The organism is Streptomyces sp. NPDC090442 (assembly GCF_044769405.1).
Classification (GTDB): domain Bacteria; phylum Actinomycetota; class Actinomycetes; order Streptomycetales; family Streptomycetaceae; genus Streptomyces.
The window spans coordinates 1-26138 of sequence record NZ_JBIVXW010000014.1 but is presented as its reverse complement, the minus strand read 5'-3'; the positions used below and the strand labels follow the sequence as shown (position 1 = coordinate 26138).

At 71.8% G+C, this 26138-nt stretch carries 26 protein-coding genes, 1 tRNA gene and 1 riboswitch; of the genes, 20 read left to right on the top strand and 7 right to left on the bottom strand.

Annotation, left to right across the window (positions count from 1 at the left end):
- Positions 1–109: 109 nt before the first annotated feature.
- The 6 genes from ACIQU6_RS12610 to ACIQU6_RS12585 all read left to right on the top strand — a co-directional run bounded on the left by ACIQU6_RS12610 (position 110) and on the right by ACIQU6_RS12585 (position 5000).
- Entirely contained in the window at positions 110–1558 is a 1449-nt protein-coding gene (locus ACIQU6_RS12610; protein ID WP_403481614.1) for an amino acid permease, read from the top strand.
- Positions 1559–1709: 151 nt separating this feature from the next.
- Positions 1710–2135 carry a Mov34/MPN/PAD-1 family protein gene (locus ACIQU6_RS12605; RefSeq protein WP_403481613.1) on the top strand — a complete coding sequence of 142 codons (426 nt, stop codon included), beginning with the start codon at positions 1710–1712 and terminating at the stop codon, positions 2133–2135.
- Between the two features lie 219 nt (positions 2136–2354).
- Positions 2355–2489, top strand: coding sequence for a putative leader peptide (locus tag ACIQU6_RS12600; protein ID WP_342456966.1), 135 nt, complete (start codon positions 2355–2357; stop codon positions 2487–2489).
- 145 nt (positions 2490–2634) lie between these two features.
- Complete coding sequence (locus ACIQU6_RS12595; RefSeq protein ID WP_403481612.1) at positions 2635–2943, top strand: MoaD/ThiS family protein; 309 nt, start codon at positions 2635–2637, stop codon at positions 2941–2943.
- Position 2944: 1 nt separating this feature from the next.
- Positions 2945–3895, top strand: coding sequence for a PLP-dependent cysteine synthase family protein (locus ACIQU6_RS12590; protein ID WP_403481611.1), 951 nt, complete (start codon positions 2945–2947; stop codon positions 3893–3895).
- A gap of 352 nt (positions 3896–4247) precedes the next feature.
- Positions 4248–5000: an MBL fold metallo-hydrolase gene (locus ACIQU6_RS12585; RefSeq protein WP_403481694.1), complete on the top strand. Its 753-nt coding sequence runs from the start codon at positions 4248–4250 to the stop codon at positions 4998–5000.
- A 101-nt stretch (positions 5001–5101) separates the two neighbouring features.
- On the opposite strand, the gene ACIQU6_RS12580 is transcribed toward ACIQU6_RS12585, so the two are convergent.
- Together ACIQU6_RS12580 and ACIQU6_RS12575 are read right to left on the bottom strand one after the other, a co-directional pair.
- Positions 5102–6355: a PTS transporter subunit EIIC gene (locus tag ACIQU6_RS12580; protein ID WP_403481610.1), complete on the bottom strand. Its 1254-nt coding sequence runs from the start codon at positions 6353–6355 to the stop codon at positions 5102–5104.
- A gap of 265 nt (positions 6356–6620) precedes the next feature.
- A complete protein-coding gene (locus ACIQU6_RS12575; protein ID WP_403481609.1) occupies positions 6621–7943 on the bottom strand; it encodes a PTS transporter subunit EIIC in 1323 nt (440 codons plus the stop codon).
- Between the two features lie 221 nt (positions 7944–8164).
- Between ACIQU6_RS12575 and ACIQU6_RS12570 the strand changes: the two genes are divergently transcribed.
- The 4 genes from ACIQU6_RS12570 to rdgB all read left to right on the top strand — a co-directional run bounded on the left by ACIQU6_RS12570 (position 8165) and on the right by rdgB (position 10525).
- A complete protein-coding gene (locus ACIQU6_RS12570) occupies positions 8165–8404 on the top strand; it encodes a glucose PTS transporter subunit EIIB (RefSeq protein WP_078970859.1) in 240 nt (79 codons plus the stop codon).
- Between the two features lie 121 nt (positions 8405–8525).
- On the top strand, positions 8526–9257 hold the full coding sequence (gene rph, locus ACIQU6_RS12565; protein WP_403481608.1) for a ribonuclease PH: 732 nt from the start codon (positions 8526–8528) through the stop codon (positions 9255–9257).
- 203 nt (positions 9258–9460) lie between these two features.
- Complete coding sequence (locus tag ACIQU6_RS12560) at positions 9461–9883, top strand: hypothetical protein (RefSeq protein WP_403481607.1); 423 nt, start codon at positions 9461–9463, stop codon at positions 9881–9883.
- Between the two features lie 9 nt (positions 9884–9892).
- Entirely contained in the window at positions 9893–10525 is a 633-nt protein-coding gene (gene rdgB, locus ACIQU6_RS12555; RefSeq protein WP_403481606.1) for an RdgB/HAM1 family non-canonical purine NTP pyrophosphatase, read from the top strand.
- 57 nt (positions 10526–10582) lie between these two features.
- Here rdgB and ACIQU6_RS12550 read toward each other — a convergent pair.
- Both ACIQU6_RS12550 and ACIQU6_RS12545 read right to left on the bottom strand, forming a co-directional pair.
- Positions 10583–10657: transfer RNA gene (locus ACIQU6_RS12550), tRNA-Leu, on the bottom strand.
- Positions 10658–10771: 114 nt separating this feature from the next.
- A complete protein-coding gene (locus ACIQU6_RS12545; RefSeq protein ID WP_403481605.1) occupies positions 10772–12313 on the bottom strand; it encodes an MFS transporter in 1542 nt (513 codons plus the stop codon).
- A 449-nt stretch (positions 12314–12762) separates the two neighbouring features.
- Between ACIQU6_RS12545 and ACIQU6_RS12540 the strand changes: the two genes are divergently transcribed.
- Both ACIQU6_RS12540 and ACIQU6_RS12535 read left to right on the top strand, forming a co-directional pair.
- Complete coding sequence (locus ACIQU6_RS12540; protein ID WP_403481604.1) at positions 12763–13269, top strand: hypothetical protein; 507 nt, start codon at positions 12763–12765, stop codon at positions 13267–13269.
- Positions 13269–14558: a sensor histidine kinase gene (locus ACIQU6_RS12535; protein ID WP_403481603.1), complete on the top strand. Its 1290-nt coding sequence runs from the start codon at positions 13269–13271 to the stop codon at positions 14556–14558. The genes ACIQU6_RS12540 and ACIQU6_RS12535 overlap by 1 nt, the downstream gene beginning before the upstream one ends.
- 33 nt (positions 14559–14591) lie before the next feature.
- Here the strand turns inward: ACIQU6_RS12535 and bcp are convergent, their stop codons facing one another.
- A complete protein-coding gene (bcp, locus tag ACIQU6_RS12530) occupies positions 14592–15059 on the bottom strand; it encodes a thioredoxin-dependent thiol peroxidase (RefSeq protein ID WP_274915524.1) in 468 nt (155 codons plus the stop codon).
- Between the two features lie 262 nt (positions 15060–15321).
- On the opposite strand from bcp, the gene ACIQU6_RS12525 reads away from it, so the two are divergent.
- The 3 genes from ACIQU6_RS12525 to ACIQU6_RS12515 all read left to right on the top strand — a co-directional run bounded on the left by ACIQU6_RS12525 (position 15322) and on the right by ACIQU6_RS12515 (position 16555).
- Entirely contained in the window at positions 15322–15642 is a 321-nt protein-coding gene (locus ACIQU6_RS12525) for a DUF3618 domain-containing protein (RefSeq protein ID WP_403481602.1), read from the top strand.
- Between the two features lie 138 nt (positions 15643–15780).
- The gene (locus ACIQU6_RS12520; protein ID WP_274919216.1) at positions 15781–16083 is read left to right on the top strand and encodes a co-chaperone GroES; all 303 of its coding nucleotides are present in this window, start codon (positions 15781–15783) and stop codon (positions 16081–16083) included.
- A 58-nt stretch (positions 16084–16141) separates the two neighbouring features.
- Positions 16142–16203, top strand: a riboswitch (guanidine-III (ykkC-III) riboswitch).
- A 31-nt stretch (positions 16204–16234) separates the two neighbouring features.
- Positions 16235–16555: a DMT family transporter gene (locus ACIQU6_RS12515; protein ID WP_403481601.1), complete on the top strand. Its 321-nt coding sequence runs from the start codon at positions 16235–16237 to the stop codon at positions 16553–16555.
- Between the two features lie 19 nt (positions 16556–16574).
- On the opposite strand, the gene ACIQU6_RS12510 is transcribed toward ACIQU6_RS12515, so the two are convergent.
- Entirely contained in the window at positions 16575–18848 is a 2274-nt protein-coding gene (locus ACIQU6_RS12510; protein ID WP_403481600.1) for a transglycosylase domain-containing protein, read from the bottom strand.
- A gap of 353 nt (positions 18849–19201) precedes the next feature.
- On the opposite strand from ACIQU6_RS12510, the gene ACIQU6_RS12505 reads away from it, so the two are divergent.
- From ACIQU6_RS12505 to ACIQU6_RS12490, 4 genes are all read left to right on the top strand, one after another.
- A complete protein-coding gene (locus ACIQU6_RS12505) occupies positions 19202–19996 on the top strand; it encodes an ABC transporter permease (protein ID WP_403481599.1) in 795 nt (264 codons plus the stop codon).
- A 64-nt stretch (positions 19997–20060) separates the two neighbouring features.
- Positions 20061–20825, top strand: a complete 765-nt coding sequence (locus tag ACIQU6_RS12500; protein WP_403481693.1) for an ABC transporter permease — start codon at positions 20061–20063, stop codon at positions 20823–20825.
- Between the two features lie 40 nt (positions 20826–20865).
- The gene (locus tag ACIQU6_RS12495) at positions 20866–21879 is read left to right on the top strand and encodes an ATP-binding cassette domain-containing protein (RefSeq protein WP_403481598.1); all 1014 of its coding nucleotides are present in this window, start codon (positions 20866–20868) and stop codon (positions 21877–21879) included.
- A gap of 94 nt (positions 21880–21973) precedes the next feature.
- Entirely contained in the window at positions 21974–22684 is a 711-nt protein-coding gene (locus ACIQU6_RS12490; protein ID WP_403481597.1) for a DUF1707 domain-containing protein, read from the top strand.
- A gap of 15 nt (positions 22685–22699) precedes the next feature.
- On the opposite strand, the gene ACIQU6_RS12485 is transcribed toward ACIQU6_RS12490, so the two are convergent.
- The gene (locus tag ACIQU6_RS12485; protein WP_403481596.1) at positions 22700–24010 is read right to left on the bottom strand and encodes an SGNH/GDSL hydrolase family protein; all 1311 of its coding nucleotides are present in this window, start codon (positions 24008–24010) and stop codon (positions 22700–22702) included.
- A gap of 340 nt (positions 24011–24350) precedes the next feature.
- Between ACIQU6_RS12485 and ACIQU6_RS12480 the strand changes: the two genes are divergently transcribed.
- Positions 24351–25694, top strand: coding sequence for a DUF445 domain-containing protein (locus ACIQU6_RS12480; RefSeq protein WP_403481595.1), 1344 nt, complete (start codon positions 24351–24353; stop codon positions 25692–25694).
- Positions 25695–26138: the final 444 nt, after the last annotated feature.

The following is a 26138-nucleotide window of genomic DNA, read 5'->3' as shown; positions in this document are numbered from 1 at the left end:
CTGCGGGAGCGCTGAGCCGACCGACCGTCGGCGTGCAGGAACTCCATCCGGGGGGATCGGGACCCGATCCGGACAGAACCGGGTCGGAATGGAGAAAGGCGCACCACTCATGACCTCTGTGCAGGTCGACAAGCATCGCGACGGCAACGAGGCGGCTGGAGGGGCTCCCGAAGAGGGCTACCAGCGGGGTCTTGGCAATCGCCAGATCCAGATGATCGCCATTGGTGGCGCCATCGGTACCGGACTGTTCCTCGGAGCAGGCAAGGCCATTTCCAAGGCCGGACCGAGCATCATCCTGACGTACGCCATCGTCGGTCTGGTCATCTTCCTCATCATGCGGGCCCTGGGCGAACTGCTCATGTACCGGCCTGTCTCCGGCTCGTTCTCCGAGTACGGCCGGGAATTCCTCGGCCCGTTCATCGGCTTCGTCACGGGCTGGACGTACTGGCTCTTCTGGGTCGTCACCGGCATCACGGAAGTGACCGCCGCGGCCACCTATGTCCAGTATTGGAACAAGGGAATACCGCAATGGGTTTCCGCACTGGTCTTCACCGTCGCACTGTTCGGGATCAACCTGATCTCGGTGAAGATCTTCGGCGAACTGGAATTCTGGTTCTCGATGGTCAAGGTCACCGCGATCATCGGCATGATCCTGATCGGCCTCGGCGTCATCACGCTCGGCTTCTCCAAGGCCGGTGACACCGCCTCGTTCACCCTGCTCTGGTCGGACGGCGGGTTCTTCCCCAAGGGCATCGGCGGCACGTTGATGACCCTTCAGATCGTGATGTTCGCCTTCCTCGCCGTCGAACTCGTCGGCGTCACCGCGGGCGAGGCGACCAACCCGAAGAAGGTGCTCCCCAAGGCCATCAACACCGTGCCGTGGCGGATCGGCCTCTTCTACATCGGCGCGCTCATCATCATCCTGTCCGTCGTGAGCTGGACGTACTTCAAGCCGGGCGTGAGCCCGTTCGTCGCCGCGTTCCAGAAGATCGGGCTGCCGGCCGGCGCGGGCATCGTCAACTTCGTCGTGCTCACCGCGGCGCTCTCCTCGGCCAACTCCGGGATGTACTCCACCGGTCGGATGCTGCGCGACCTCGCGCTCAACGGCCAGGGCCCGAAGTTCTTCACCAAGCTCAGCAAGAACGGCTTGCCCACGTGGGGCACCGGCATCTCCGTGGCACTGATGCTGGTCGGCGTCTACATCAACTACCAGTGGCCGGGCGACGCGTTCAACTACGTCGTCTCCTTCGCCACCATCTCCGGCATGTGGGCCTGGATCGTCATCCTCCTGTCGCACCTGCGCTACCGGGCCAAGGCGAACCGCGGCGAGCTGCCGCAGTCCGAATTCAAGGCCCCCGGCGCCCCGTTCACCTCGATCTTCGCGCTCGCCTTCATCGGCATGGTGATCGTGATGATGGGCGTCGACCCGGACACCCGGATCTCGCTCTACGCGGCCCCCGTCTGGGCGGTCATGCTGGCCGTCGGCTACCTCGCGATCAAGCGCCGGGACGCCGCACTGCTGGCCCGGACGCCCGCCGAACCGGCCGAGAAGGGCTGACGGCCGGGAGCACCACAGCCGGCCGAAAGCACCACCTGTCCAGCATGCGGGCCCGCACGTACCACCTGTCGGTACGCGCGGGCCCGGCTGTCTGTCCGCCCGCCACCACCCTCAACCGCGTGCTTCGCACGTCCCTCCTATCCTGGGCCGCATGCTGACCCTCACCAAGGCCCTCCACGACCAGATCGTCGCGCACGCCCGCCAGGACCACCCCGACGAGGCCTGCGGTGTGGTCGCGGGCCCGGCCGGCAGCGGCCGCCCCGAGCGGTTCGTCCCGATGCTCAACGCGGCCCGCTCGCCCACGTTCTACGAGTTCGACTCCGCCGATCTGCTCAAGCTCTACCGCGAGATGGACGACCGGGACGAGGAGCCGGTCATCATCTACCACTCGCACACCGCCACCGAGGCGTACCCCTCGCGCACCGACCTCTCCTACGCCAACGAGCCCGGTGCCCACTACGTCCTGGTCTCCACCGCCGACGCCGACGACGCCGGCCCCTTCCAGTTCCGCTCGTTCCGCATCGTGGACGGCGAGGTCACCGAGGAAGAGGTCCGGATAGTGGAGAGCTACGCCTGACGCGTGGCCGACCTCATGCCGGGGTCGAGCGACGGCCGTGACCTGGGGGTTCGCCCCCGATCACGGCGGGCGCCGGGGACCGGGCCCGATCCGCGTCCCACCTGGCGTGCGGCGAACGTCCGCATCATGGGACGAGGTTCCAGAACCCGGACCGGGAATCGATACGATGACCGCATGGTTGACCATGTCGTGTGCGGAACGAGCGGGCCGAGGACGGGTGTGCGCACGCACGCCCCGCTCGCCACGCGCCGCGCCGCGTCCGGCCTCCTGGGCGCCTTCGGCAGCGGAGTCGCCCGGCTGCACATCGACCTGTGCCGCCTCTCCAGCGCCATCTGTCCGCGCTGCGCCGCGTAACCGCCGCCCGCCGCCCCGGCACCGTGCCGCATCCGCCCGCACGGGCCCGCGCCGCCCGGTACGCCCCGCCGCCGTGTCCCGCCACGGCACCGCACGCAGCACCGCACCCGCCCCCGCATCGTCGAACTCCGACAGGAGCACTCCCATGGCCATCGAGGTCCGCATCCCGACCATCCTGCGCAGCTACACCGACGGCCAGAAGGCCGTCGAGGGCAGCGGTGTCACCCTCGACGCACTCTTCAAGGACCTGGACGGCCGGCACGCCGGCATCCGCGAGCGCCTGGTCGACGACGGCGGCGAGCTGCGCCGCTTCGTGAACGTCTACCTCAACGACGAGGACGTGCGCTTCCTCGACGGCATCGGCACCGAACTCGCCGACGGCGACAGCGTGACGATCCTGCCGGCCGTCGCCGGGGGCTCGGGTGCGATGTCCGGTTCCGTCGGGCGGGTCTGAGGTGCGGTACGACTCCCCGCTGGCGGCGGTCGGGAACACCCCGCTCGTCCGTCTGCCGCGCCTGTCGCCCTCCGAGGACGTCCGCGTCTGGGCGAAGTTGGAGGACCGCAACCCCACGGGCTCCGTCAAGGACCGGCCCGCGCTGCACATGATCGAGCAGGCGGAGAAGGACGGTCGGCTCACCCCCGGCTGCACGATCCTGGAGCCCACCAGCGGCAACACCGGCATCTCGCTCGCCATGGCGGCCAAGCTCAAGGGCTACCGCATCGTCTGCGTGATGCCGGAGAACACCTCCGCCGAGCGGCGGGAGTTGCTCGCGATGTGGGGCGCGGAGATCATCTCCTCGCCCGCGGCGGGCGGTTCCAACACCGCCGTGAAGGTCGCCAAGGAGCTCGCCGCCGAGCACCCGGACTGGGTGATGCTCTATCAGTACGGCAACCCGGACAACGCCGGTGCCCACTACGCCACCACCGGCCCCGAGATCCTCGCCGACCTGCCCTCGGTCACCCACTTCGTGGCCGGCCTGGGCACCACCGGCACGCTGATGGGCGTCGGCCGCTATCTGCGCGAGCACGTCCCCGGCGTGCAGATCGTCGCCGCCGAACCGCGCTACGACGACGTCGTCTACGGCCTGCGCAACCTCGACGAGGGCTTCATCCCCGAGCTCTACGACGCGTCCGTCCTCACCACCCGCTTCTCCGTCGGCTCCGAGGACGCGGTCCGCCGCACCCGTGAACTCCTCGCGACGGAAGGCATCTTCGCCGGCATCTCCACCGGCGCGGCACTGCACGCCGCCCTCGGCGTGGCCCGCAAGGCGGTCCGGGCGGGCGAGAGCGCCGACATCGTCTTCGTCGTCGCCGACGGCGGCTGGAAGTACCTCTCCACCGGCGTCTACACCGCCGAGTCCACCGAGGCGGCCATCGCGACGCTGCACGGGCAGCTCTGGGCGTAGGCCCCACGCACCCGGAGGGGGTGGCTCGCGGCGACCGCCGGAGCCACCCCCTCGTGCATCCGCCGCGCGCGGCCGCGGGGGGTCTTCGGGGCGGAACTTCCGCCCACCGGAAGCGCGGTGCGGCCCGCGGCCCCACCCCCACCCGGACTGGTGATTCCGCCCACAGCTCGCCCCACCTACGGCGCCGCGCGCCCCTGTGAGCCGTACGCTCATGGGCACCGCACCGACCGCCAAGGACCCGGCAGCAGCCCCGCACCGCACCGCGTCGGGACCGTTTTCGGCACCGCCGGCCGCCACCCTCACCGGCCTCGCCGGGTGGGGGTGCCCCCAGCCCATGGAGGTTCACGCCCGTATGAAGCTCACCGTCGTCGGATGCTCGGGGTCGTTCCCCTCCATGGAATCGGCCTGTTCGAGCTACCTCTTGGAGGCCGACGGCTTCAGGCTGCTCCTCGACATGGGCAACGGCGCCCTCGGCGAGTTGCAGCGCCACTGCGGTCTCTACGACCTGGACGCCGTGCTGCTGTCGCACCTGCACGCCGACCACTGCATCGACATGTGCGGCTACTTCGTCGTCCGCTACTACCGCCCGGACGGCGGCCGTTGCGCGCCGATGCCGGTCTACGGACCGGCCGACACCGAGCGCCGACTGACCGCCGCGCACGACGACCTCCCGCACGAGAAGGCGATGAGCGAGGTCTTCGACTTCCGGACGCTGACCCCGGGCACCACGACCATCGGCCCGTTCACCGTGCGCACGGAGCGGGTCAGCCATCCCGTCGAGGCGTACGGCTTCCGGATCGAGCACGGCGGCCGCACCCTGACGTACTCCGGCGACACCGGCCCCTGCGCGGCGCTCGCCACGCTGGCCGAGGGCGCCGACCTGTTCCTGTGCGAGGCGTCCTTCACCCACGGCAAGGAGGACATCCCGGACCTCCACCTCAACGGCCGGGAGGCCGGCGAGCACGCCCGGCGGGCCGGCGCGTCCCGGCTGGTGCTGACCCACATCCCGCCGTGGACCGACCCCGACATCAGCGTCCGCGACGCCCAGAAGGTCTACGACGGGCCGGTCGAGGTGGCCAAGGCCGGCGCGGTCTACGAGATCTGAGCCCGCCCCGCCGCGGCGGGACGGCAACGGGGGACGGCAACGACAAGGGCCCCGGAACCGCGCGGTGCGGTTCCGGGGCCCTGTGCGCGTGGCCGCGGGGGCTACGCCTTGGTCAGGTCCTCGACCTCTCCCTCGGGTTCACGGCCCGGGGTGGGGAGGTTGAACTTGGCGATGGCGAAGCGGAACAGCAGGTAGTAGATGGCCGCGAACGCCAGGCCGATCGGGATGATCAGCCACGGCTCGGTGGCCAGCTTCCAGTTCAGCAGGTAGTCGATGGCACCGGCGGAGAAGGTGAAGCCGTCGTGGACGCCGAGCGCCCAGGTGACGGCCATCGACACGGCGGTCAGCACGGCGTGGATCACGTACAGCACCGGGGCGATGAACATGAACGAGAACTCGATCGGCTCGGTGATGCCGCAGACGAACGAGGTCAGGCCGAGCGAGATCATCATGCCCAGGACGGCCTTGCGGCGCTCGGGGCGGGCGGCGTGCGCGATGGCCAGCGCGGCGGCCGGCAGGCCGAACATCATGATCGGGAAGAAGCCGGACATGAACTGGCCGGCGGTCGGGTCGCCGGCGAAGAAGCGGCCGATGTCGCCGTGCGCGACCTTACCGGCGGCGTCGGTGTAGTCACCGAGCTGGAACCACGAGACGGTGTTGACGAACTGGTGCATGCCGATCGGCAGCAGGCCGCGGTTGATCAGGCCGAAGAGGCCGGCGCCGATCGCACCCAGGCCGGTCATCCACTCGCCGAAGGCGGAGATGGCGTCGCCGACCGGCTCCCATATCAGCAGGAAGAGGACGCCGACCGCGGTGCCGACGAAGGCCATGATGATCGGGACCAGTCGGCGGCCGTTGAAGAAGCCCAGCCAGTCCACCAGCTTCTTGCGGTGGTAGCGCTGCCACAGGGTCGCGGCGAGCAGGCCCATGACGATGCCGCCCAGGACCCCGGGGTTGTTGACGACGGGCTCGACCCACTTGCCGTTCTCGATGTGTCCCTCGGTGACCGGGAACGCCTTGAGGACGTTGCTGTAGACCAGGAAGCCCACCAGGGCGGCGAGCGCCGTGGAGCCGTCGGCCTTCTTCGCGAAGCCGATGGCCACGCCGATGCAGAACAGCAGCGGCAGGTTGTCGAAGACCGCGCCGCCGGCGGCGGCGAACACCTTGCTGACGGCGGTCCAGTGCAGGCCCTTGTCGCCGAAGACGTCCGGCTGGCCGAGGCGGTTGAGGATGCCGGCTGCGGGCAGGACGGCGATCGGCAGCTGGAGGCTGCGGCCGATCTTCTGCAGGCCCTGCAACAGGCCGGATCCCCGCTTCTTTGCGGGGGCCGCCTTCGTGGCGGTGGCCGAACTCATCGGATTCCTCCTGGAGGACGCGGGCCCTGGGAGAGAAGGGGGAGACGGCCCGCCGTTGGTCTACACCTTGGTCTAAACCACCTGGTGGTTTAGACCATTCTTAGCACGTAGCGGGGGAGTAAAGGAATCCATTCTTCCAAGTGGTATGGACCACATGACCATCGGCCCCCGGGGGCGCGAACCCGGGGGCCGGCGAAGGCGGGGAAAAAGGGCGGGCGGCGCGGGTAATCCCGGCCGCCCGCACGCTATTTGGGGCTCCCCGTCACTATTTGACGTTCTCCCGTTCCATGGCGTCACCGACCTCGGCCGGCTCCCGTCCCGGCGTCGCCAGATCGAAATGCGTGATGACGAAACGGAAGAGGAGGTAGTAGACGACGGCGAAACACAGGCCGATCGGAATGATCAGCCACGGTTTCGTCGCCAGGCCCCAGTTGATGACGTAGTCGATCAGGCCCGCGGAGAAACTGAAGCTGTCGTGCACCCCCAGCGCCCAGGTGACCGCCAGTGACGTCCCCGTCAGCACCGCGTGAATCCCGTACAGCACCGGGGCGATGAACATGAACGAATACTCCACCGGCTCGGTCACCCCGGTCACGAACGAGGTCAGCCCGACCGAGAGCATCATTCCGGCGACTTCCTTGCGGCGGTGCGGGCGGGCGCAGTGCGCGATCGCCAACGCCGCGGCCGGCAGCGCGAACATCATGATCGGGAAGAATCCGGTGGTGAACTGACCGGCCGTCGGATCGCCGGCCATGAAGCGGTTGATGTCGCCGTGCACCACCGTGCCGTCGGGCGTGGTGAAACTCCCGAACTGGAACCAGACGAAGGTGTTCAGGAACTGGTGCACCCCGATCACCAACAGCGCGCGGTTGGCCGCCCCGAAAATCCCCGAGCCCCACGCGCCCAGCTCCGTCAGCCAGTGACTGAAGGAGGTCAGCGCGTCGCCCACCGGCGGCCACACCCACAGGCAGAGCGCCGCGAACGCCAGCCCCACGAAGGCCATCACGATCGGCACCAGCCGCCGCCCGTTGAAGAAGCCCAGCCAGTCCACCAGCTTCACCCGGTGCAGCCGCTGCCAACACCACGCGGAGAGAAAGCCCATGACGATGCCGCCGAAAACCCCCGGATTCTGGAACGTCGCCGGCGTCGCCTTCCCCGCGGCATCGACGCACACCCCGCTCCACAACCCCGCCTGCGTATAGCTCTGCCCCGCCGGGCAGTGCACCGGGAATTGGTGCAGCACCGCGTAATAGACGAGGAATCCGGCGATCGCCGCCAGCGCCGTCGAGCCGTCCGACTTCTTCGCCATCCCGATGGCCACGCCGATGCTGAAGAGCAGCGGCAGCCCCAACCCGGAATCCAGCAGCGCCCCGCCCGCGCCCGCGAAGACCTTGGCGACGTGTTCCCAGCCGAGCCCCTTGGCCCCGAACACGTCCGGCTGGCCGAGCCGGTTGAGGATGCCCGCCGCCGGCAGCACCGCGATCGGCAACTGGAGGCTGCGGCCCATCTTCTGCAGGCCCTGGAACAGCGCCTGTGCCCGCTTCCGGACCGGTTGCGCCGGCCCCTTCCCCGCCGCCTCCGAAGCCATCCGCACCCTCCGCCCGCCTGAGGCGCCGGCCCGGGGACGCCCCGCCCGCCGCGTGCCGCATACTGTGGTGTAGACCAGTTGTCGGAGTGCGTTCCGGACGCCTCCTTTGGTGATCGCCATCCTTCGCCAGGTAACGGACGAACGCCCATAGAAGTGGGCTGAACGTGCGTTACCGTGTGAAAACCGAGCGGCAGAACCGCCGACGGCCGAGACAAGCAGGAGTGGACATGGCCAGCAAGGCTGAGAAGATCGTCGCCGGGCTCGGCGGGCTCGACAACATCGAAGAGGTCGAGGGCTGCATCACCCGCCTCCGCACCGAGGTCAACGACGCCTCCCTCGTCGACGAGGCCGCCCTCAAGGCCGCCGGCGCCCACGGCGTCGTGAAGATGGGCACCGCGATCCAGGTCGTCATCGGCACCGACGCGGACCCGATCGCCGCCGAGATCGAAGACATGATGTGAGCCACCGTTCGTGAACCGCGCCGGGGCCCGACCCCGACGCGCGGTCGAACGCAAAGGGCCTCGTCCCGGCCGCCCCCGGCGCCGGAACGAGGCCCTCGGCGCAGCCGATAGGGTCTGAACCATGTCTCGTATCGACGGCCGTACCCCTGAACAGCTCCGCCCCGTCACCATCGAACGCGGCTGGAGCAAGCACGCCGAGGGGTCCGTACTGGTCTCCTTCGGCGACACCAAAGTCTTCTGCACCGCCTCCGTCACCGAAGGCGTGCCGCGCTGGCGCAAGGGCACCGGCGAGGGCTGGGTCACCGCCGAGTACGCCATGCTGCCCCGCTCCACCAACACCCGTGGCGACCGGGAGTCCGTCCGCGGCAAGATCGGCGGCCGCACCCACGAGATCTCCCGCCTCATCGGTCGCTCGCTGCGCGCCGTCATCGACTTCAAGGCCCTCGGCGAGAACACCGTCGTCCTGGACTGCGACGTCCTCCAGGCCGACGGCGGCACCCGCACCGCCGCCATCACCGGCGCCTACGTCGCCCTCGCCGACGCGATCGGCTGGGCCCAGGGCAAGAAGCTGATCAAGCACGGCCGCCGCCCGCTGACCGGCACCGTCAGCGCGGTCAGCGTCGGCATCGTCGACGGCGTCCCGCTGTTGGACCTCTGCTACGAGGAGGACGTGCGCGCCGAGACCGACATGAACGTCGTCTGCACCGGCGACGGCCGCTTCGTCGAGGTCCAAGGCACCGCCGAGGCCGCGCCGTTCGACCGCGACGAGCTCAACTCCCTGCTGGACCTGGCCGTTTCGGGCTGCACCGCGCTCGACGCCGCCCAGCAGGAGGCGCTGGCCCGCACCCTCTGACCCGGGCCGCCGCCGGGTGCGGGATGCGGGGCCCGCCCCGGCGCCCCGCACCCGCCCGCTGGCTGATCTTCGCCCCCGCCCCCGCCGGCCGGTCAACCCCCTTGTCCCGTACGGCGTTTCCTCCCTTGCCGAGCCCGCGGCGCGCCGCCGCCGCACCCGGCTCGCGTGCGCACCCCCCGTACGCCCCAAGGGAAGGAACGTCCATGGCCCGTCCCCACCGCCGCCTCAGCCCGCGCCGCCCCGCCGCCCAGGCGCTCACCGTGGCGGCCGTCCTGGCCCTCGCGACGCCGGCGCTGGCCGCGTGCAGCGCCGTCCAGAAGGCGGTGGATTGCGCCAAAACCGCCACCGCCGTCGTCAACGGCGTCGACAAGCTCAACAAGGCGGCCGACCGGGCCCTGGACGACCCCGAGGAGGCCAACCGGGCCCTGGACGCCCTCGACGCCGACCTGAAGAAGCTCAGCGCCTCCGCCCACGACCCCGAACTCCGCGAGGCGGTCGACAAGATGAACGGCGGCATCAAGGAGGCCCGCACGGCCGTCGAGAACAACAAGGCCCCCGACCTCGCCCCCATCGGCGAGGCGGCGAGCCGGATCACCACCGTCTGCACCCCGGGCGACAAGGGATAATCGCGTCCCATGGAGTCACAAACCGGCGACCGCCCCGCCCCCCGCCGCCTCGTCCTCGCCACCCGCAACAACGGCAAGATCGCCGAGCTCCGCGCCATCCTCGACGCGGCCGACCTCGACGTCGAACTCGTCGGCGCGGACGCCTATCCGGACGTCCCCGACGTCAAGGAGACCGGCGTCACCTTCGCCGAGAACGCGCTTCTCAAGGCGCACGCCCTGGCCCGGGCCACCGGCCTGCCGGCCGTCGCCGACGACTCCGGCCTCTGCGTCGACGTCCTCGGCGGCGCCCCCGGCATCTTCTCCGCCCGCTGGGCCGGCCGGCACGGCGACGACCAGGCCAACCTCGACCTGCTGCTCGCCCAGCTCGCCGACATCGCCGAGGAGCACCGCGCCGCCCACTTCGCCTGCGCCGCGGCCCTCGCCCTCCCCGACGGCACCGAACGCGTCGTCGAGGGCGCCCTGGAGGGCGTCCTGCGCCACACGCCCGCCGGCACCGGCGGCTTCGGCTACGACCCGATCCTCCAGCCGCTCGGCGAGACCCGGACCTGCGCCGAGCTGACCGCCGCCGAGAAGAACGCGATCAGCCACCGCGGCAAGGCGTTCCGCGCCCTGGCGCCGGTGGTGCGGGAGCTGTTGGGCTGACCCTAAGAACGCGAAGACGGCCTCCCTTCCACGGAAGGGAGGCCGTCTTCGTTGCGGTGGGCCCGGTGGGACTCGAACCCACGACACACCGGACCTAAACCGGCGCCCTCTGGCCAGCTGGGGTACGGGCCCGCGGCGCCAACTCTACTGGGTCCCCTCCGCGGGCGGTCAGGGGCCGGTCGAGTCAGCGGCCGGACGGCCGAACGGGACGGCGGGGGCGCCGAGTTGCCGGCGGGCGGGCACCCCTCAGAAGCGGGGTTCGTGGGTGCGGGAGGCGATGATGGCGCGGGCCTCCTCCTCGGTGGCCACGGAGGGCGGGGAGCCGTCCAGCGGCTGCTGGGCGGTCTCCTTCATGACGGCGACCGCGACGACGCCGACGACGGCGGCGCCCATCGTGTAGTAGGCGGGCACCATCACGTTCTTGTCGAAGGCGTCCATCAGGGCGGTGATGACCAGCGGGGTGGTGCCGCCGAAGAGGGAGACCGCGAGGTTGTAGCCGATGGACAGGGAGCCGTAGCGGACGCTGGTGGGGAAGAGCGCCGGCAGCGCGGCGGACATGGTGCCCAGCAGGCAGACCAGGGAGAGTCCCAGGAGGGCCATCCCGCACGAGACGGCGACCAGCGAGCCCATCTTGACCAGGAGGAACGCGGGTATCGCCAGGATCAGGAAGCCCAGCATGCCGGTCATCAGGAGGGGCTTGCGGCCGTAGCGGTCGTTGAGCCTGCCGACGGTCGGCAGCAGGCAGATCAGGGCGACCATGGTCACCAGCAGGATCAGCAGGCCGTGGGTCTCGTTGTACCCGAGGGTGTCCGTCAGGTAGGTCGGCATGTACGACAGCAGCATGTAGTCGGTGATGTTGTAGGCGCCGACCAGCGCGATGCACAGCAGGATCGCGGGCCAGTTCTGGGTGAAGATCTCGCCCAGCTTCTTCCCGCGGTGGTTGGCCGAGAGGTGGGAGGGCTCCTCCTCGCTACGCCCGTGGGCCTCGGTGGCACCGTGGGCCTGCGCGGCCTCGAACTTCTGGAAGGCCGGGGTCTCGTCCAGCCGGAGCCGGAGGTAGAGGCCCACCAGGCCGAGCGGGCCGGCGATCAGGAACGGCAGGCGCCAGCCCCAGTGGACCATCGCCTCCGGGCCCAGCACGGTGTTGAGCACCAGGACGATGCCGGCGGCGCCGGTGTAGCCGATCAGGGTGCCCATCTCCAGGAAGCTGCCGAAGTAGCCGCGCTTCTTGTCGGGGGCGTACTCGGCGATGAAGGTGGAGGCCCCGCCGTACTCGCCGCCGGTGGAGAAGCCCTGGATCAGTCGGAAGAAGATCAGCAGGGCGGGGGAGAGCAGGCCGATGGTGTCGTAGGACGGGATCAGGCCGATGCAGACGGTGCCCAGCGACATCATGATCATCGTGAGCGCGAGGACCTTCTTGCGGCCGATCCGGTCGCCGAGCGGGCCGAAGTAGGCGCCGCCCAGGGGCCGTACGAGGAAGGCCACGGCGAAGGTGGCGAAGGAGGACAGCAGGCTGGTGGTGGAACTGCCGCTGGGGAAGAAGACCTTGCCGATGGTCAGGGCCAGGTAGCTGTAGATACCGAAGTCGAACCATTCCATGGCGTTGCCGAGCGCGGCGGCCTTGACCGCGCGGCGGACGGTCGGTTCGTCGGTGACGGTGATGTCGGTGCGGCGGAGCGGGGGATTGCGGCGCCGGTCGATGGCGCGAAAGAGCACCCAGTGGCGCCGGCGCGCCTCCAGGTCGCGATCCGGCGCCAAGTGGCTGTCCTCGGTACTGCGGTGCGGCACGCGGCGGTCCTCCCGTTGGTCGGCGCGGTTCTTCGGCTGCGCGGGCGTGGGAACTACGACGGGTGCGCCTGCACGCTGGAGGCCCGGTCAAAACACTGTGGGCGGCGAACGCGAGGTATGTCACGTGGAGCCGGTCCGGTCGGCGCACGTCAGAGGGGTGATGAGGCGTCACGGCCGGGTGGTCTGTTACAGGACTGGTACACAGCCGAGTGGTCACCGCGGCATTCGGGCAATCAGCCTGTGTCCGGAGAAGAGGAGAGTGGCGGTGGCGAAACCGCACCTTTTAGTCGCAGGCCCGTCGAAGGGTGCCCTTTCGTCGCAGGAGGTGGCACCCGCCGCGTGGTGCCGTGCGCGCGGTGGCCGGGCTCCGGGGCCCGGCGCGGGACCGCGGCGGTGGTCGTGTTTGCTGGCGGGGTAACGGGGCGAGGGCGCCCTGGGAGGAGTGTGCGATGACCGACCGCGAAGCGGCCCGCTTCAGGCGCGGGCGGACCGCCCTGGTGGCCTTTGTCGTGGTGACCGCGCTGGCGGCCGGCGGGGTGTGGTTCAGCCAGGCGTCGGACCGCGCCTCGGCGGTGGACGCCGCGCCGCGGACCTCGGCCGTCCAGGACGTGAAGTCGGCCGCCGGGCCCACCGAGGGGCTGCCGGGCGTGCGGGACTGCGGCATCGGGGAGCCGGAGATCCGACCCCGGGTGATCACGCTGACCTGTGCCGACGCCGGGATGGTGGCGACCGGGATCACCTGGGACCGCTACGACGGCAAGGAGGCCGAGGGCCGGGGCGTGGTCCAGGTGGAGAAGACCGCGGCGGGCGTCGGGACGGACGCCGGGTACCGGGCGACGTTCCGGCTCTACGGCGCGAAGGAGGTCGACGGAGCGCGGGCCTTCACGGGCCTGGAGGTGACCTATGACGGGTCCACCCCGCTCGGCGACACGACGGAGATGTACAACCTCGCGTGATGGGCATTCGAGGCCGGATCGCCCTGGCCATTTCGGGTATGACGGCGCTCGCGGTGGTGGTGCTCGGGTTCGCCGTGCACCACATCGCGGACGCCGAGCGGGAGCGGTCGGCGCGGGCGTACCAGGACGTCCGGCTGAGCTCGGCGCTGACGATCTACGAGCGGGACGGGACGCTGGCGCTGGGCGCGCAGTTGGACGACGCGACGCTGCCGTCGCCGCTGCGGGAGGCGGTGTTCCGGGGCCGCTCGGGCACCTATCTGAGCGGCGGCGACGACCCGCGGGTGTGGGCGGCGACCGGCGTCGGCGGCGGCGACGCGGCCCGGCCGACCCGGTCGCTGTCGGTGTCGGCGGCGTACCCGGACGACGATCCGGCGCAGGTGGCGCTGGACCGGGCGTTGCTGATCGCGGGATTCGGCACGGTCGTGCTGATGGCGGTGGTGTCGTGGTTCGTCGCGCAGCGGCTCTCGCGGCGGCTGCGGCTGAGCGCGGCGGCGGCCCGGCGGATCGCGGCGGGCGAGCCGCCGGACGCGGACGCGCTGGCCAGCAACGGCCGGGACGAGGTGGCCGAACTGGGCCGCAGCGTCCACCACATGGCGACGTCGCTGGCGGCGCGGGTGGAGGCCGAGCGGGAGTTCACCGCCGACGTGGCGCACGAGCTGCGCACGCCGGTGGCCGGTCTGGTGGCGGCGGCGGAACTGCTGCCGCAGCCGCGCGCGGTGGAGCTGGTGCGGGACCGGGCGCAGGCGATGCGGCGGCTGGTGGAGGACCTGCTGGAGGTCTCCCGGCTGGACGCCGGGGTGGAGCGGGCGGACCTGGACGCCTGCGAGCTGCCGTCGCTGGTGCGCGGGATCGTCAAGCGGGCCGCGCGGCAGCGCGGGGTGGACGACCTGGCGGTGTCGGTGAGCGTCGAGGGCGAGCCGATGATCGTGGAGACCGACCGGCGGCGGGTGGAGCGGGTGCTGGTGAACCTGCTGGCGAACGCGGCCAAGCACGGCGAGCCGCCGATCGAGGTGGTGGTGATCGGCGCGCGGATCGTGGTGCGCGACCACGGGCCGGGGTACCCGGCGGAGCTGCGCGCGGAGGGGCCGCGGCGGTTCCGCACCGCGGCGCCGGAGCGCGGCACCGGCCACGGGCTGGGGCTGACGATCGCCGCCGGCCAGGCGGAGGTGCTGGGCGCGCGGCTGGACTTCGGCACCGCCGCGGGCGGCGGCGCCGAGGCCGTACTGGAACTGCCGGACCGGGCCGCGACGACGGCCCCGGAGAGCCCGGAGGCGGCGACGGCGCCGTAGCGCCGGTCGCCGCCCGGCGGCCCGGTCGGGGCGTTACAGCCCCAGATCCTTGATGATCTTGGCGACGTGGCCGGTGGCCTTGACGTTGTAGAGCGCCCGCTCGACCTTGCCGTCCTCGTCGACGATGACGGTGGAGCGGATCACGCCGGTGACCGTCTTGCCGTACAGCTTCTTCTCGCCGAAGGCCCCGTAGGCGGTCAGCACCTCCTTGTCCGGGTCGCCGAGCAGGGTGACCTTGAGCTCCTCCTTCTCCCGGAACTTCGCCAGCTTCTCCGGCTTGTCCGGGGAGATGCCGATGACGTCGTAGCCGTGGCCGGCGAGGAAGTCGAGGTTGTCGGTGAAGTCGCACGCCTGCTTGGTGCAGCCGGGGGTCAGCGCCGCCGGGTAGAAGTAGACGATGACCTTGCGTCCCTTGTGGTCGGCGAGCGAGATCTGCTTGCCGTCGGCGTCGGGGAGCGTGAAGGCGGGCGCGGTGTCGCCGGGCTGGAGTCGCTCACTCATGGCGGGTCTTCCGTCTCCTTGCGGTGGGGCTTGCGGATGGTCGTGGTGCGTCCCCGACACTAGGCCAGCGCGGCGCCGCGGACCTCGCCGGTCGGTGGCGGGGCGCGGCCGCGGGGCGAAACGGGGGTGCTGTGGGGCGCACCCCGGTGGGAGCTGACAGACTGTCCTACACGAATCGGCACCTGATCGAGGTGGCCGGTTCCGTACGGGGCCCCGAGTCCGGCCTCCGTACACATCGGCACGAGATGACGGAGGCGGCGCGGTGTCGGAAGCCAGGACCCCTGCGCAGATCGAGGCGGACATCGTCCGCAGGCGGCAGGATCTCGCCGGGACGCTCGACGAGATCGGCGTCCGGCTACACCCGAAGACGATCATGGATGACGCGAAGGCGAAGGCGTCGGCGGCCGTGGACCGCACCGCGGGCCGCGCCTACGTCGCCGTCAACCGCCTGGTCTCGGACGTGCGGGGCCAGTTGGTGTCCGAGGACGGTGCGCCCCGGCTGGAGCGGATCATCCCGGTGGCCATGATCGGCGTGGCCGTGGTGGGCCTGCTCGCCGCGGGCTGCAAGAAGCGCCGCAAGTAGCGCTGTCGGGGGCCGTCGCGGGTCCCTTCCGCCCTGCCGGAAGCGGCCCGCGGTGCAGGGGCGCCGCCGCCGGACAGGTACGGTCGTGCCGTGAGCCCGAATAACGCCAAGGACACCCACGACAAGCTGCCGATCCGGATGCTGCACGACCGCGTGCTGGTCCGGACGGACATCCCCGAGGGCGAGCGCCGCTCGTCCGGGGGCATCGTCATTCCCGCGACCGCGGCGGTCGGACGTCGCCTGGCCTGGGCCGAGGTGGTCGCGGTGGGGCAGAACGTACGGACCGTCGAGGTGGGCGACCGGGTGTTGTACGACCCGGAGGACCGGGCCGAGGTCGAGGTGCGCGGGGTGGCGTACGTGCTGATGCGCGAGCGCGACCTGCACGCCGTGGCCGCGGAGCGCCTGGAGGGCACGGACGACGCGACCGGCCTGTACCTGTAAGCACACACCGGCTCCCCCGCGGGTGGTGATCGCCGTCACCACCTGAGGGGGAGCCTTTTGCTAGCCTCGGGGACAACCCGACGAGACGCGCCGTACCGGGTCAGGACAAGACGACGCACCCCTGTTGAAGTCCATTCACGGAGGTGCCGTCATGGCATGGGTCCTGCTCCTCGTCGCCGGCCTGTTGGAGGTCGGCTGGTCGATCGGCATGAAGTTCACCGACGGGTTCACCCGGCTCTGGCCCAGTCTCGCCACCGGCGCGGGCATCGTCGCCAGCATGGTCCTGCTCTCCTACGCCGCCCGCACCCTGCCGATCGGCACCGCCTACGGCGTCTGGGTCGGCATCGGCGCGGCCGGCGCCGCGGTGGTCGGGATGCTGGTGCTCGGCGAGCCGATGACGGCCGGGCGGATCTTCTTCATCTGCCTGCTGCTGGTGGCCGTCGTCGGGCTGAAGGCGACCTCGGGCCACTGAAGGGCGCCGCCCGCGGTCGTCAGCCGCCGCCCCAACGCCGCAACAGTTCCTCGTCGTTGGGCGGGCCGTAGGTCGGGAACTGCTCGGTGGGCTCGGCCGTCGGCGGCTGCTCGGTGGGGGCCGGCGGGAGCGTCGGCTCGCCGTTCGGCCCGGTGGGGGCGCCGGTCCCGGTCGGCGCCCCGGTGCCGGTCGGGCCGCCGCTGCCGGACGGGCCGGTGCTCGACGAGGCCGAACCGCTCGGCGACTGGGAGCCGCTGGCGGACGGCGAGGCCGAGGTGCTCTCCTCGGCGCCGTCCTGGAGCTGGAGGTCGAAGTCGCGCACCGGCCGGCCGCGCAGCGCCGCGGCGGTGTAGTCGGCCCAGATCTGGGCGGGGAAGTCGCCGCCGTTGAGGCGGGCCGTGCCGGCCGCGCCGTACAGCGGTTCCTGGGCGGCGGTCTCCGGGTGCTGGCCCAGGACCGCGACGACGGTGGCCAGTTCGGGGGTGTAGCCGGCGAACCAGGCGGCCTTGTCGTTCTCCGCGGTGCCCGTCTTGCCGGCGGCCGGGCGGCCGGCCCCCTGGGCGGCGATGCCGGTGCCGCCGTCGACGACGCTGCGCAGGATCTGGGTGGTGGTGTCGGCCGCGGCCCGCCCGATGGCGGCGCTCTCCTCGCGCTCCGGCAGGTCGAGGGCGTCGCCGGCCTTGGAGACCTTGTCGACCAGCGTGTACGGCAGTTGCCGGCCGTGGTGCGCCAGCGTCGCGTAGACCTGCGCCATGTCCAGCACGCTGGGGGTGGCGGTGCCCAGCGAGATGGCGCCCTGGGAGGCGCCGAGGCTGGGCGTCTTGGCCGGGATGCCGAGCGACACCGCGGTCTTGCGGACGGTGTCCGGGCCGACGTCGATGCCCATCTGGGCGTAGACCGCGTTGACGGACTTGTCGGTGGCCTCGGAGACGGTGATCGGCCCGTAGGAGCGGTCGTCCTCGTTGCCGGGGGCGAAGCCGGTGGCGCGGCCGTGGCTGAGGGTCATCCGCTTGCTGGTGCCGTCGTAGACGGTGTTGGGGGTGATCGGGGCGCCGTCCTGGGTGACCGAGCCGTTGTCGACGGCGGAGGCGAAGACGATCGGCTTGAAGGTGGAGCCGACCTGGTAGTCGCGCCGGGTGGCGCCGTTGACGTACTGCTTGGCGTAGTCGATGCCGCCGTAGAGGGCGACCACGCGGCCGGTCGTGGGGTCGACGGAGGCGCCGCCGGCCCGGACGTAGCCGTCGACCCGGCGGCCGTCGCTCAGCTTGTCCATCAACTGGGTCTGGACGGCCTTGACGAGGGCGTTCTGGCGCCGGTGGTCGATGGTGGTGGTGATGCGGTAGCCGCCGGCGCGCAGGGTGTTCTCGTCGAGCACGTTGTGGTCGGTGAGGTAGTCCCGGACCGCCTCGACGAGATAGCCGCGCTGGCCGGACAGGCCGGCGGAGGTGCGGGCCCGCTTCAGCGCGGGGAAGGACATCCGGGTGCGCTCGGCGCGGCTGAGCCACTTCTGCTTGACCATGCCGTCCAGCACGTAGTTCCAACGGGACACCACCCGCGGCCGGTTCTCCGGGTGGGCGGTGATGTCGTAGGCGCTGGGGGCGTTGAGGAGCGCGGCGAGGTAGGCGCCCTCGGCGGTGTTGAGCGCGTCGACGTTCTTGCCGTAGTACGCCTGGGCGGCGGCCTGGATGCCGTAGGCGTTGCGGCCGTAGTAGCTGGTGTTGAGGTAGCCCTGGAGGATGTCGTCCTTGCTCGCCTCGCGGTCCAGCTTGATGGCGATGAAGAACTCCTTGGCCTTGCGGGTGACGGTCTGCTCCTGGCCCAGGTAGTAGTTCTTGACGTACTGCTGGGTGATGGTGGAGCCGGACTGCTTGCCCCTGCCGAGGACGGTGTTCCAGGCGGCCCGCACCATCGCGGCCGGGTCGACCGCGGACTCCGTGTAGAAGTCCCGGTCCTCGGCGGCCAGTACGGCCCGCTGGACGCTCCTGGGGACGTGGCCGAGCGGCACGTTCTCCCGGTTCACGTCGCCGTCGCGGGCCAACTCCGTGCCGTCGGAGTAGAGGTAGACGTTGCTCTGGGCCTTCGCGGCGCTGTTGGCGGGCGGGATGCCGACGAGGAGGTAGCCGGCGATCAGCCCGCCCACGACCACCAACAGGAAGAGCAGGGCCGACCCCGCCAGCCCCCGCCAGGTGGGCAGCAGCCGGCGCCAGCCGGTGCGCCGGGGGCGGGCGGTGGCGTCCTCGTCGGTGCCGTCGGGCTCGCCTTCGGTGCCGTCGTGCCGCGCGTCGTCGCTCATGTGTGTGTGACTCCTCGGCCGCCGCCGGAGGTCGTGCCGTGGCGGGGCGGTGTCGTGTCAGGGCCGGTGTCGTGCCGGAGGGGGGTGCGGGTGGTGTGTGGTGATATGCGGTGGTTCACGCGCTATGTCAGGAAACGCAACTGGCGCCCGTTAGGAAACTTTCGCACCATCTATTCCGGCCACCGGAGGTGGCGCGCACCCGCGTCCGCCCGGTGACCGGCTGAATGGCGCCCCTACCTCACCCGAACGGGCGATAAAACGATGGTGCCCGCCCCGGGTCCGCCCTAGGCTCTCGGGTTCCGCCGTCCGCACGACCACCGGACGGAACCGACCAAGAGCTGGGGGAGCGCGGCGTGTTGTACGCAGCCGTGGCGGCCGGCAGCTTCCGACGGTACGCAACCTACCGCGCGGCCACCGCCGCCGGCCTCGTCACCAACACCGCCTTCGGCTTCATCATCGCCTACACCTACCTCGCCCTCTGGGACCAGCGGCCGCACCTGGGCGGCTACGGGCCCGCGCAGGCACTGACCTTCGCCTGGACCGGACAGGCGCTGCTGACCGTCGTCATGATCGCCAGCGGCGGCGTGGACGAGCTCCAGGACCGCATCCGCAGCGGCGACATCGCGGTGGACCTCTACCGCCCCGCCGACCTCCAACTGTGGTGGCTCGCCGCCGATCTGGGCCGGGCCGGGTTCCAACTGGTCGCCCGCGGACTGGTTCCGGTGGCGGTGGGCGCCCTGGCGTTCCCGCTGGCGCTCCCCGACGACCCGCTGACCTGGGGCTGGTTCCTGCTGTCCGCGACGCTCGGCGCGGTGGTCAGCTTCGGCCTGCGCTACCTCGTCGCACTGTCCGCGTTCTGGCTCCTGGACAGCTCTGGACTGGCCATGGTCAGCGGGCTGTCGTGCATGTTCTTCTCCGGGATGGTGCTGCCGCTGCGGGTCTTCCCCGGCCACCTCGCCGACCTCGCCCAACTCCTGCCCTGGGCGGCCCTGCTCCAGGTGCCGGCCGACGTCCTGATCGGCGCGCGGACCGGCGGGGCGCTGCTGCGCGGGCTGGCGTTCCAGGCGGCCTGGGCGCTCGCGCTGCTGACCCTGGGGCGGCTGGTGCAGTCCGCCGCCACCCGCAAGGTGGTGGTGCACGGTGGCTGACGCACCGGACGGCCGGCTGCGCACCCTGCGGCACGGCCTCGCCGCGTACGGGCTGATCGCCTGGATGTGGGTGCGCTCCACGCTCGCCTACCGGACGTCGTTCGCCCTGATGACGTTCGGCAACTTCGCCGCCAGCGGGCTGGACTTCGTCGCCATCTGGCTGATGTTCTCCCGCGTCCACGCGCTCGGCGGCTTCGCCCTCCCCGAGGTCGCCTTCCTCTACGGCACCTGCAGCCTCGCGCTGGGCCTGGCGGACCTGCTGGTCGGCAGCCTCGGCCGGCTCGGCGCCCGGATCCGCGACGGCACCCTCGACGTCCTGTTGCTGCGCCCCGCCCCGGTCTACGCCCAGATGGCCGCCGACCGGTTCGCGCTGCGCCGCCTCGGCCGCACCTCCCAGGGGCTGTTGGTGCTGCTGTGGTCGATCGGCCAGCTCGACGTGGTCTGGACCGTCGGCCGGATCCTGATGGTGCCGCTGATGGCGGTGTGCGGCACGGCGATCTTCGGCGCGGTCTACACCGCCGGGGCCGCCTTCCAGTTCTGGGCACAGGACGCCGCCGAGCTCCAGAACTCCCTCACCTACGGCGGCAACGCCCTCCTGCAGTACCCACCGACGGTGTTCGCCCGGGACCTGGTCCGCGGGGTCACTTTCGTCATCCCGCTGGCCTTCGTCAACTGGCTGCCCGCGCTGTGGGTGCTGGGCCGCCCCTACCCCCTCCACCTGCCGGGCTGGACCGCCTTCCTCGGGCCCGCCGTGGCCGCGCTGATGGTCGCCGGCGCCGCGCTGGCCTGGCGGCACGGCGTCCGCGCCTACCGCAGCACCGGCAGCTGAGCCACCCCGACGCACCGCGAACGAAAGGGAGTTGCGCGCCATGGCCCCGGGCACGGACCCGCTGATCGAGCTGACCGACGTCGAGAAGGTCTTCACCGTCCGCCGCCGGGCCGGCCGACTGCGCCGGACCCGGCACGAGGTGCGGGCCGTCGACGGCCTCACCTTCCGCGTCCCGCGCGGCGAGACGGTCGGCTACATCGGCCCCAACGGCGCCGGGAAGTCCACCACCATCAAGATGCTCACCGGCATCCTGGTCCCCAGCGGCGGCCGGCTCCGCGTCGCCGGCATCGACCCTTCCAGGGAGCGCGCCCGCCTCGCCCGCCGCATCGGCGTGGTCTTCGGCCAACGCACCACCCTGTGGTGGGACCTGCCCCTGAAGGACTCCTACGAACTGGTCCGCCGGATGTACCGGGTCCCGCCCGCCGCCTACCGCACCCACCTCGCCCGCTGCATCGAACTCCTCGACCTGGCACCCCTGTTGGACATACCGGTCCGCCAACTCTCCCTGGGACAACGGATGCGCGGCGACATCGCCGCCGCGCTGCTGCACGACCCCGAGGTGCTCTACCTCGACGAACCCACCATCGGCCTGGACGTCGTCAGCAAGGCCAAGGTCCGCTCCTTCCTGCGCGAGGTCAACGCCGAACGGGGCACCACCGTCCTGCTCACCACCCACGACCTCACCGACATCGAACAGCTCTGCCGCCGGGTGATGGTCATCGACCACGGCCGGCTCGTCTTCGACGGCGACCTCGACGGACTGCGCGCCGCCGCGGACGGCGAACGCACCCTGGTGGTGCACCTGGAACGGGAACTCCCGCCCATCGACGGCATCCCCGGCGCCCGCACCGTCCGCGTCGAGGGCGCCCGCCAGTGGCTGGCCTTCCCGGCCGCGCGCAGCGCCGCCCCCTTGGTCACCGAGGTCGCCGCCCGCTACCCGCTGGTGGACCTCTCGGTCCGCGAGCCCGACATCGAGACCCTGATCGCCGAGCTCTACGCCGGCGGCGGCGCGGCCCGCCACACGCCGGACGACGATGCTCCCGCCCGGCTCTAGCGGAGCTGCGGGGCGAGGCGGCGACGCGGCGAGGTGCCGTGTCAGGCGCCGGGGACCCGGCCCTGACCCACCGGGCAGGCCCTAGTCTGTCCGTATGACTGACGAACGGCTTCCCCAGTTGCGCGCCTCCGACGCCGACCGCGAGCGGGTCGCCGAGATCCTGCGGGACGCCGTCGCCGAGGGGCGGCTGGACATGGCGGAGTTCGACGAGCGGTTGGACGCCACCTACAAGGCCCGCACCTACGGGGAGTTGGAGCACCTCACCGCCGACCTGCCGGTCGCCGCGCAGGCCCCCGCCCCGCTGTCGCTGCGCAAGGAGCCCGCGCCGGCCGGCACCGGCACCGCCTGGGCCGAGCGGATCCGTCCCGAGGCGGGCGGTGCCACCACCGGCATCGCGCTCCTGGGCGGCTTCGAGCGCAAGGGCCGGTGGACCATCGGCCGTCGGTTCGTCGCGATCTGCTGCATGGGCGGCGGCGAACTCGACCTGCGCGAGGCCCAGTTCGCGGCCCCGGAGGTCGAGATCAGCGTCTGGACGCTGATGGGCGGCGTCAACGTCATCGTGCCGCCCGGCATCGAGGTCGAGACCCGCGGGCTGGGCATCATGGGCGGCTTCGACACCCGCGAGGACGGCGTGCCCGGCGAGCCCGGCGCACCGCGGGTCGTCATCACCGGCCTGGCCCTGATGGGCGGCGTCGGCATCGAGCGCAAGCTGCCCAGGGAGGAGCGGCGCCGCCTGAAGGCCGAACGCAAGGAGGAGCGGCGCCGCCTGAAGGACGAGCGCCCAAACGGCCGGGAACTGGACTGACCGGACCCGCCGCCGTCAGAGCGCCGCGGGCGCGACCTGGCGGAGGTGGTCGACGTCCAGCGCGTCGGCCATCGCGCGGTAGCCGGCGTCGCTGGGGTGCAGATGGTCGCCGGAGTCGTACGCCGGCAGCAGCCGCAGCGGGCGCTCCGGATCGCGCAGTGCCCGGTCGAAGTCGACGACCTCGTCGAAGACGGTGCCGGAACGAATCTCCTGGTTGACCTGTTCGCGTACCGCGTTGAGCCGCCGGGAGTAGCCGCGGTGCCCGCCGAACGGCGTGAGGGTGCTGCCGGTGACCCGCAGCCCGTGGTCGTGCGCCCGCCGCACCACGTCCCGCAGGCCCGCCACCACCTTCTGCGGGTCCAACTGGCGCGGGGCCTTGAACAGATCGTTCACCCCGATCTCCACCACCACCGCCTTCACCCCCGTACGGGACAGCGCATCGCGGTCCAAACGGGACAGCAGGCTCGGCCCGTTGGTGGGGGAGAGCGGGCTGGAGTCGGTCAGCAGGCGGTTGCCGCTGATGCCGGCGTTCAGCACGCCGTAGCGGGGCGCGCCCGGCTCGTCGCGCAGCCGGGCGGCGAGGAAGTCCGTCCAGCGGTGGTTGGCGCCCGGGGTGGAGGTGATCCCGTCGGTGATCGAGTCACCGATCGCCACCACCGCGCCGCGCGCCCGGGTGCTCCACACGTCCACGCCGGTCAGATAGCGCCAGTACGGGCTCTGCTCGGTGTAGGCGGTGCCGGTGGCGTCCTCGGTGCGGTCGCCGCGCGCCAGATAGGACGTCTGGCGGGCGTACGGGTGGTAGGTCGCCGGCCCGGAGGGGGCCGGCGAGTACGTGGTGACCAACAGGTCGGCGTTGCCGGGGACCGCAAGCCGGACCGGGTCGCTGGTGATCTCGCCGCCCACCGGGATCGTCACCGCCGGCCTGCCGCCGAAGGTCAGCCGGCGCATCGAGCCGGCCGTGGCGATCGGGGCGCCGCTACCGGCCGACAGCGCCAGCGAGGCGTGGCTGAGCGGCAGCGGGCGGGTGCCGTAGAGGTTCGACAGCCGGATGCGGGCGCTGGAACCGCCGACACTGGTGTGCACGACGTTGCGGATCGACATGTCCGCGTAGCCGTCCTGGGTGCCGGGCTCGGCCGACGCCACCGCCGCCGACCAGGTGCCGACCCAGCGCCCGGAGACCGCCGGCGCGGCCGACGTCTGCGGCTCGTGCGGAGTGCCGCCCAGGGGGCCGCGGGTGCCGCCGAAGCCGACGAATATTCCCGCCGAGATCAGCACCACCACCGCCGCCAGGCCGGCGAGCAGGGCGTATCCCACACGTCTGGTCATGCCGGAGGCGTCTCCCGGGGGCTTAGGCGGAGCTGCGCGCTCCGGGCGGATGCGGACGGCGGGACGCTCGGACCGGTCCGCTCCGTCCGGACGCGAGATGCCCGGCGAGCGGCGGCGCCGGCGCGGTCCGGCCGGGCGTCCATGATCCCACGGACCCCCCGGGGGGCGCCCGCCGCCCCGGACGCCGGGAACTCGTTGCCCGCTCCCCGAGTAGGGCACTGTGGGACACATACGGGCGTACGGCCGGTGCGGACGGATCCCGGCAACCAACGGGACGGCCCGCGCGGACGGACCGGACGGCCTACGGAAGGCGGGGGAGACGGTGGGAGTGGTGGAGCGGATGGAACACACCCAGGCGGAGGCGGCGCGGACGGCGGAGCCGGTGCCCGCCGGCGGCGCCCCGGGCACCCGGACGGTGCCCGGCGGCCTCGGCGGGAGCGCCGTCGACGCGGAGAAACGGCGCGGCGTCCGCCGGATGAAGGCGCTGGCGACCGGGCTGCTGCTGGCCGTCGCCCTGGTGTACGCGCTGGCCAAGTGGGCCGGCGCGGCCGGCGCGGGCGGCTGGACCGGCTATGTCGCGGCGGCCGCCGAGGCCGGCATGGTCGGCGCGTTGGCCGACTGGTTCGCGGTCACCGCCCTGTTCAAGCGACCCCTGGGCCTGCCCATCCCGCACACCGCGATCATCCCGAACAAGAAGGACCAACTCGGCCAGAGCCTGGGCGACTTCGTCGGGGAGAACTTCCTCTCCGGCGAGGTGGTCCGCCGCCGGCTGCGCTCGGTCGGCGTCGGCGCCCGCCTCGGCCGCTGGCTCGCCGAACCCGGCAACGCCGACCGGGTCACCGCCGAACTGTCCACCGCGCTGCGCGGCACGCTGACCGTGCTGCGCGACTCCGACGTCCAGGCGGTCGTCGGCGAGGCCATCACCCGCCGCGCCGACGCCGCCGAGATCGCGCCCGGCATCGGCTCCCTGCTGGAGAAGGTCGTCGCCGAGGGCGGCCACTCCCGGGTCGTGGACCTGGTCTGCACCCGCGCCCACGACTGGCTGGTCGACCACGCCGACTCCGTCCTCGCCGCGGTCTCCGGCGGCGCCCCCGGATGGACCCCCCGGTTCGTCGACCGCAAGGTCGGCGACCGGGTCTACAAGGAACTCCTCCGCTTCGTCGCCGAGATGCGGGACATGCCCGACCACCCGGCGCGCGGCGCGGTGGACCGCTTCCTGACGGACTTCGCCGCCGACCTGCGGTCCGACCCGGCCACCCGCGAGAAGGTCGAACGCCTCAAGTCCGAGGTGCTGGGCCGCGGCGAGGTGCAGGACCTGATCGCCTCCGCGTGGGGCGCGGTCCGCGCGATGATCGTGGCCGCCGCCGAGGACGAGCGCAGCGAACTGCGGCTGCGGGTCCGCTCGGCACTGCTCTCCCTCGGCGGCCGTCTGGCCGCCGACGAGCGGATGCGCAACAAGGTCGACGGTTGGCTGGAGGGCGCCGCGGTCTACGTCGTCACCACCTACCAGAGCGAGATCACCGCCCTGATCACCGACACCGTCGCCGGCTGGGACGCCACCCACACCTCCCGCAAGATCGAGGCCCACATCGGCCGCGACCTCCAATTCATCCGCATCAACGGCACGGTGGTGGGGGCGCTGGCGGGCCTGTGCATCTACGCCATCTCCCACGTGTTCGGCTGACGCCGAGCTTTGCCCACGTGTTCGGCTTTCCCGCCGCGAGGGTTGCTGTCTTTGCGCCTGCGGCGCGGGGCGTATCCGCTGCGCGGGGCTTTTGGGGTGCGGTGACGGGCCTCCGGGGCAGGGTGTTCGGACTGCTTCGCTTTACGTCCGAACACCCTGCCCCTCCGGCCCGTCCCCTCCCGTTGAGGGGTGGGAAAGATGGTGGGTGCCACGTCCGTCCGGTGGGTCAACTCGGGCCGCCGGGTTGAGTGGTGACCGTAAGAGGACGTATGAGCTTGAGTGGTGGCCGTAAGAGGGCGTACGAGGATGCGTGAGCCTGCATGGTGACGATCAGAGGACCACTAGGGTCAGCCCCCACCCAGGGAAAACCCACCCCTCAACGGGAGGGGGCGGGTCTCCGGGGGTGGTAGGCCAGACGTAAAGCGAAGCAGTCTGGCCTACCAC

What these genes read in the sequence shown, in the direction of transcription:
- ACIQU6_RS12610 (WP_403481614.1), top strand. Translation starts at nt 110, where the DNA reads ATGACCTCTGTGCAGGTCGACAAGCATCGCGACGGCAACGAGGCGGCT.
- ACIQU6_RS12605 (WP_403481613.1), top strand. Translation starts at nt 1,710, where the DNA reads ATGCTGACCCTCACCAAGGCCCTCCACGACCAGATCGTCGCGCACGCC.
- ACIQU6_RS12595 (WP_403481612.1), top strand. Translation starts at nt 2,635, where the DNA reads ATGGCCATCGAGGTCCGCATCCCGACCATCCTGCGCAGCTACACCGAC.
- ACIQU6_RS12585 (WP_403481694.1), top strand. Translation starts at nt 4,248, where the DNA reads ATGAAGCTCACCGTCGTCGGATGCTCGGGGTCGTTCCCCTCCATGGAA.
- ACIQU6_RS12580 (WP_403481610.1), bottom strand. Translation starts at nt 6,355, where the DNA reads ATGAGTTCGGCCACCGCCACGAAGGCGGCCCCCGCAAAGAAGCGGGGA.
- ACIQU6_RS12575 (WP_403481609.1), bottom strand. Translation starts at nt 7,943, where the DNA reads ATGGCTTCGGAGGCGGCGGGGAAGGGGCCGGCGCAACCGGTCCGGAAG.
- rph (WP_403481608.1), top strand. Translation starts at nt 8,526, where the DNA reads ATGTCTCGTATCGACGGCCGTACCCCTGAACAGCTCCGCCCCGTCACC.
- ACIQU6_RS12560 (WP_403481607.1), top strand. Translation starts at nt 9,461, where the DNA reads ATGGCCCGTCCCCACCGCCGCCTCAGCCCGCGCCGCCCCGCCGCCCAG.
- rdgB (WP_403481606.1), top strand. Translation starts at nt 9,893, where the DNA reads ATGGAGTCACAAACCGGCGACCGCCCCGCCCCCCGCCGCCTCGTCCTC.
- ACIQU6_RS12540 (WP_403481604.1), top strand. Translation starts at nt 12,763, where the DNA reads ATGACCGACCGCGAAGCGGCCCGCTTCAGGCGCGGGCGGACCGCCCTG.
- ACIQU6_RS12535 (WP_403481603.1), top strand. Translation starts at nt 13,269, where the DNA reads ATGGGCATTCGAGGCCGGATCGCCCTGGCCATTTCGGGTATGACGGCG.
- bcp (WP_274915524.1), bottom strand. Translation starts at nt 15,059, where the DNA reads ATGAGTGAGCGACTCCAGCCCGGCGACACCGCGCCCGCCTTCACGCTC.
- ACIQU6_RS12520 (WP_274919216.1), top strand. Translation starts at nt 15,781, where the DNA reads ATGCTGCACGACCGCGTGCTGGTCCGGACGGACATCCCCGAGGGCGAG.
- ACIQU6_RS12515 (WP_403481601.1), top strand. Translation starts at nt 16,235, where the DNA reads ATGGCATGGGTCCTGCTCCTCGTCGCCGGCCTGTTGGAGGTCGGCTGG.
- ACIQU6_RS12510 (WP_403481600.1), bottom strand. Translation starts at nt 18,848, where the DNA reads ATGAGCGACGACGCGCGGCACGACGGCACCGAAGGCGAGCCCGACGGC.
- ACIQU6_RS12500 (WP_403481693.1), top strand. Translation starts at nt 20,061, where the DNA reads ATGTGGGTGCGCTCCACGCTCGCCTACCGGACGTCGTTCGCCCTGATG.
- ACIQU6_RS12495 (WP_403481598.1), top strand. Translation starts at nt 20,866, where the DNA reads ATGGCCCCGGGCACGGACCCGCTGATCGAGCTGACCGACGTCGAGAAG.
- ACIQU6_RS12490 (WP_403481597.1), top strand. Translation starts at nt 21,974, where the DNA reads ATGACTGACGAACGGCTTCCCCAGTTGCGCGCCTCCGACGCCGACCGC.
- ACIQU6_RS12485 (WP_403481596.1), bottom strand. Translation starts at nt 24,010, where the DNA reads ATGACCAGACGTGTGGGATACGCCCTGCTCGCCGGCCTGGCGGCGGTG.
- ACIQU6_RS12480 (WP_403481595.1), top strand. Translation starts at nt 24,351, where the DNA reads ATGGAACACACCCAGGCGGAGGCGGCGCGGACGGCGGAGCCGGTGCCC.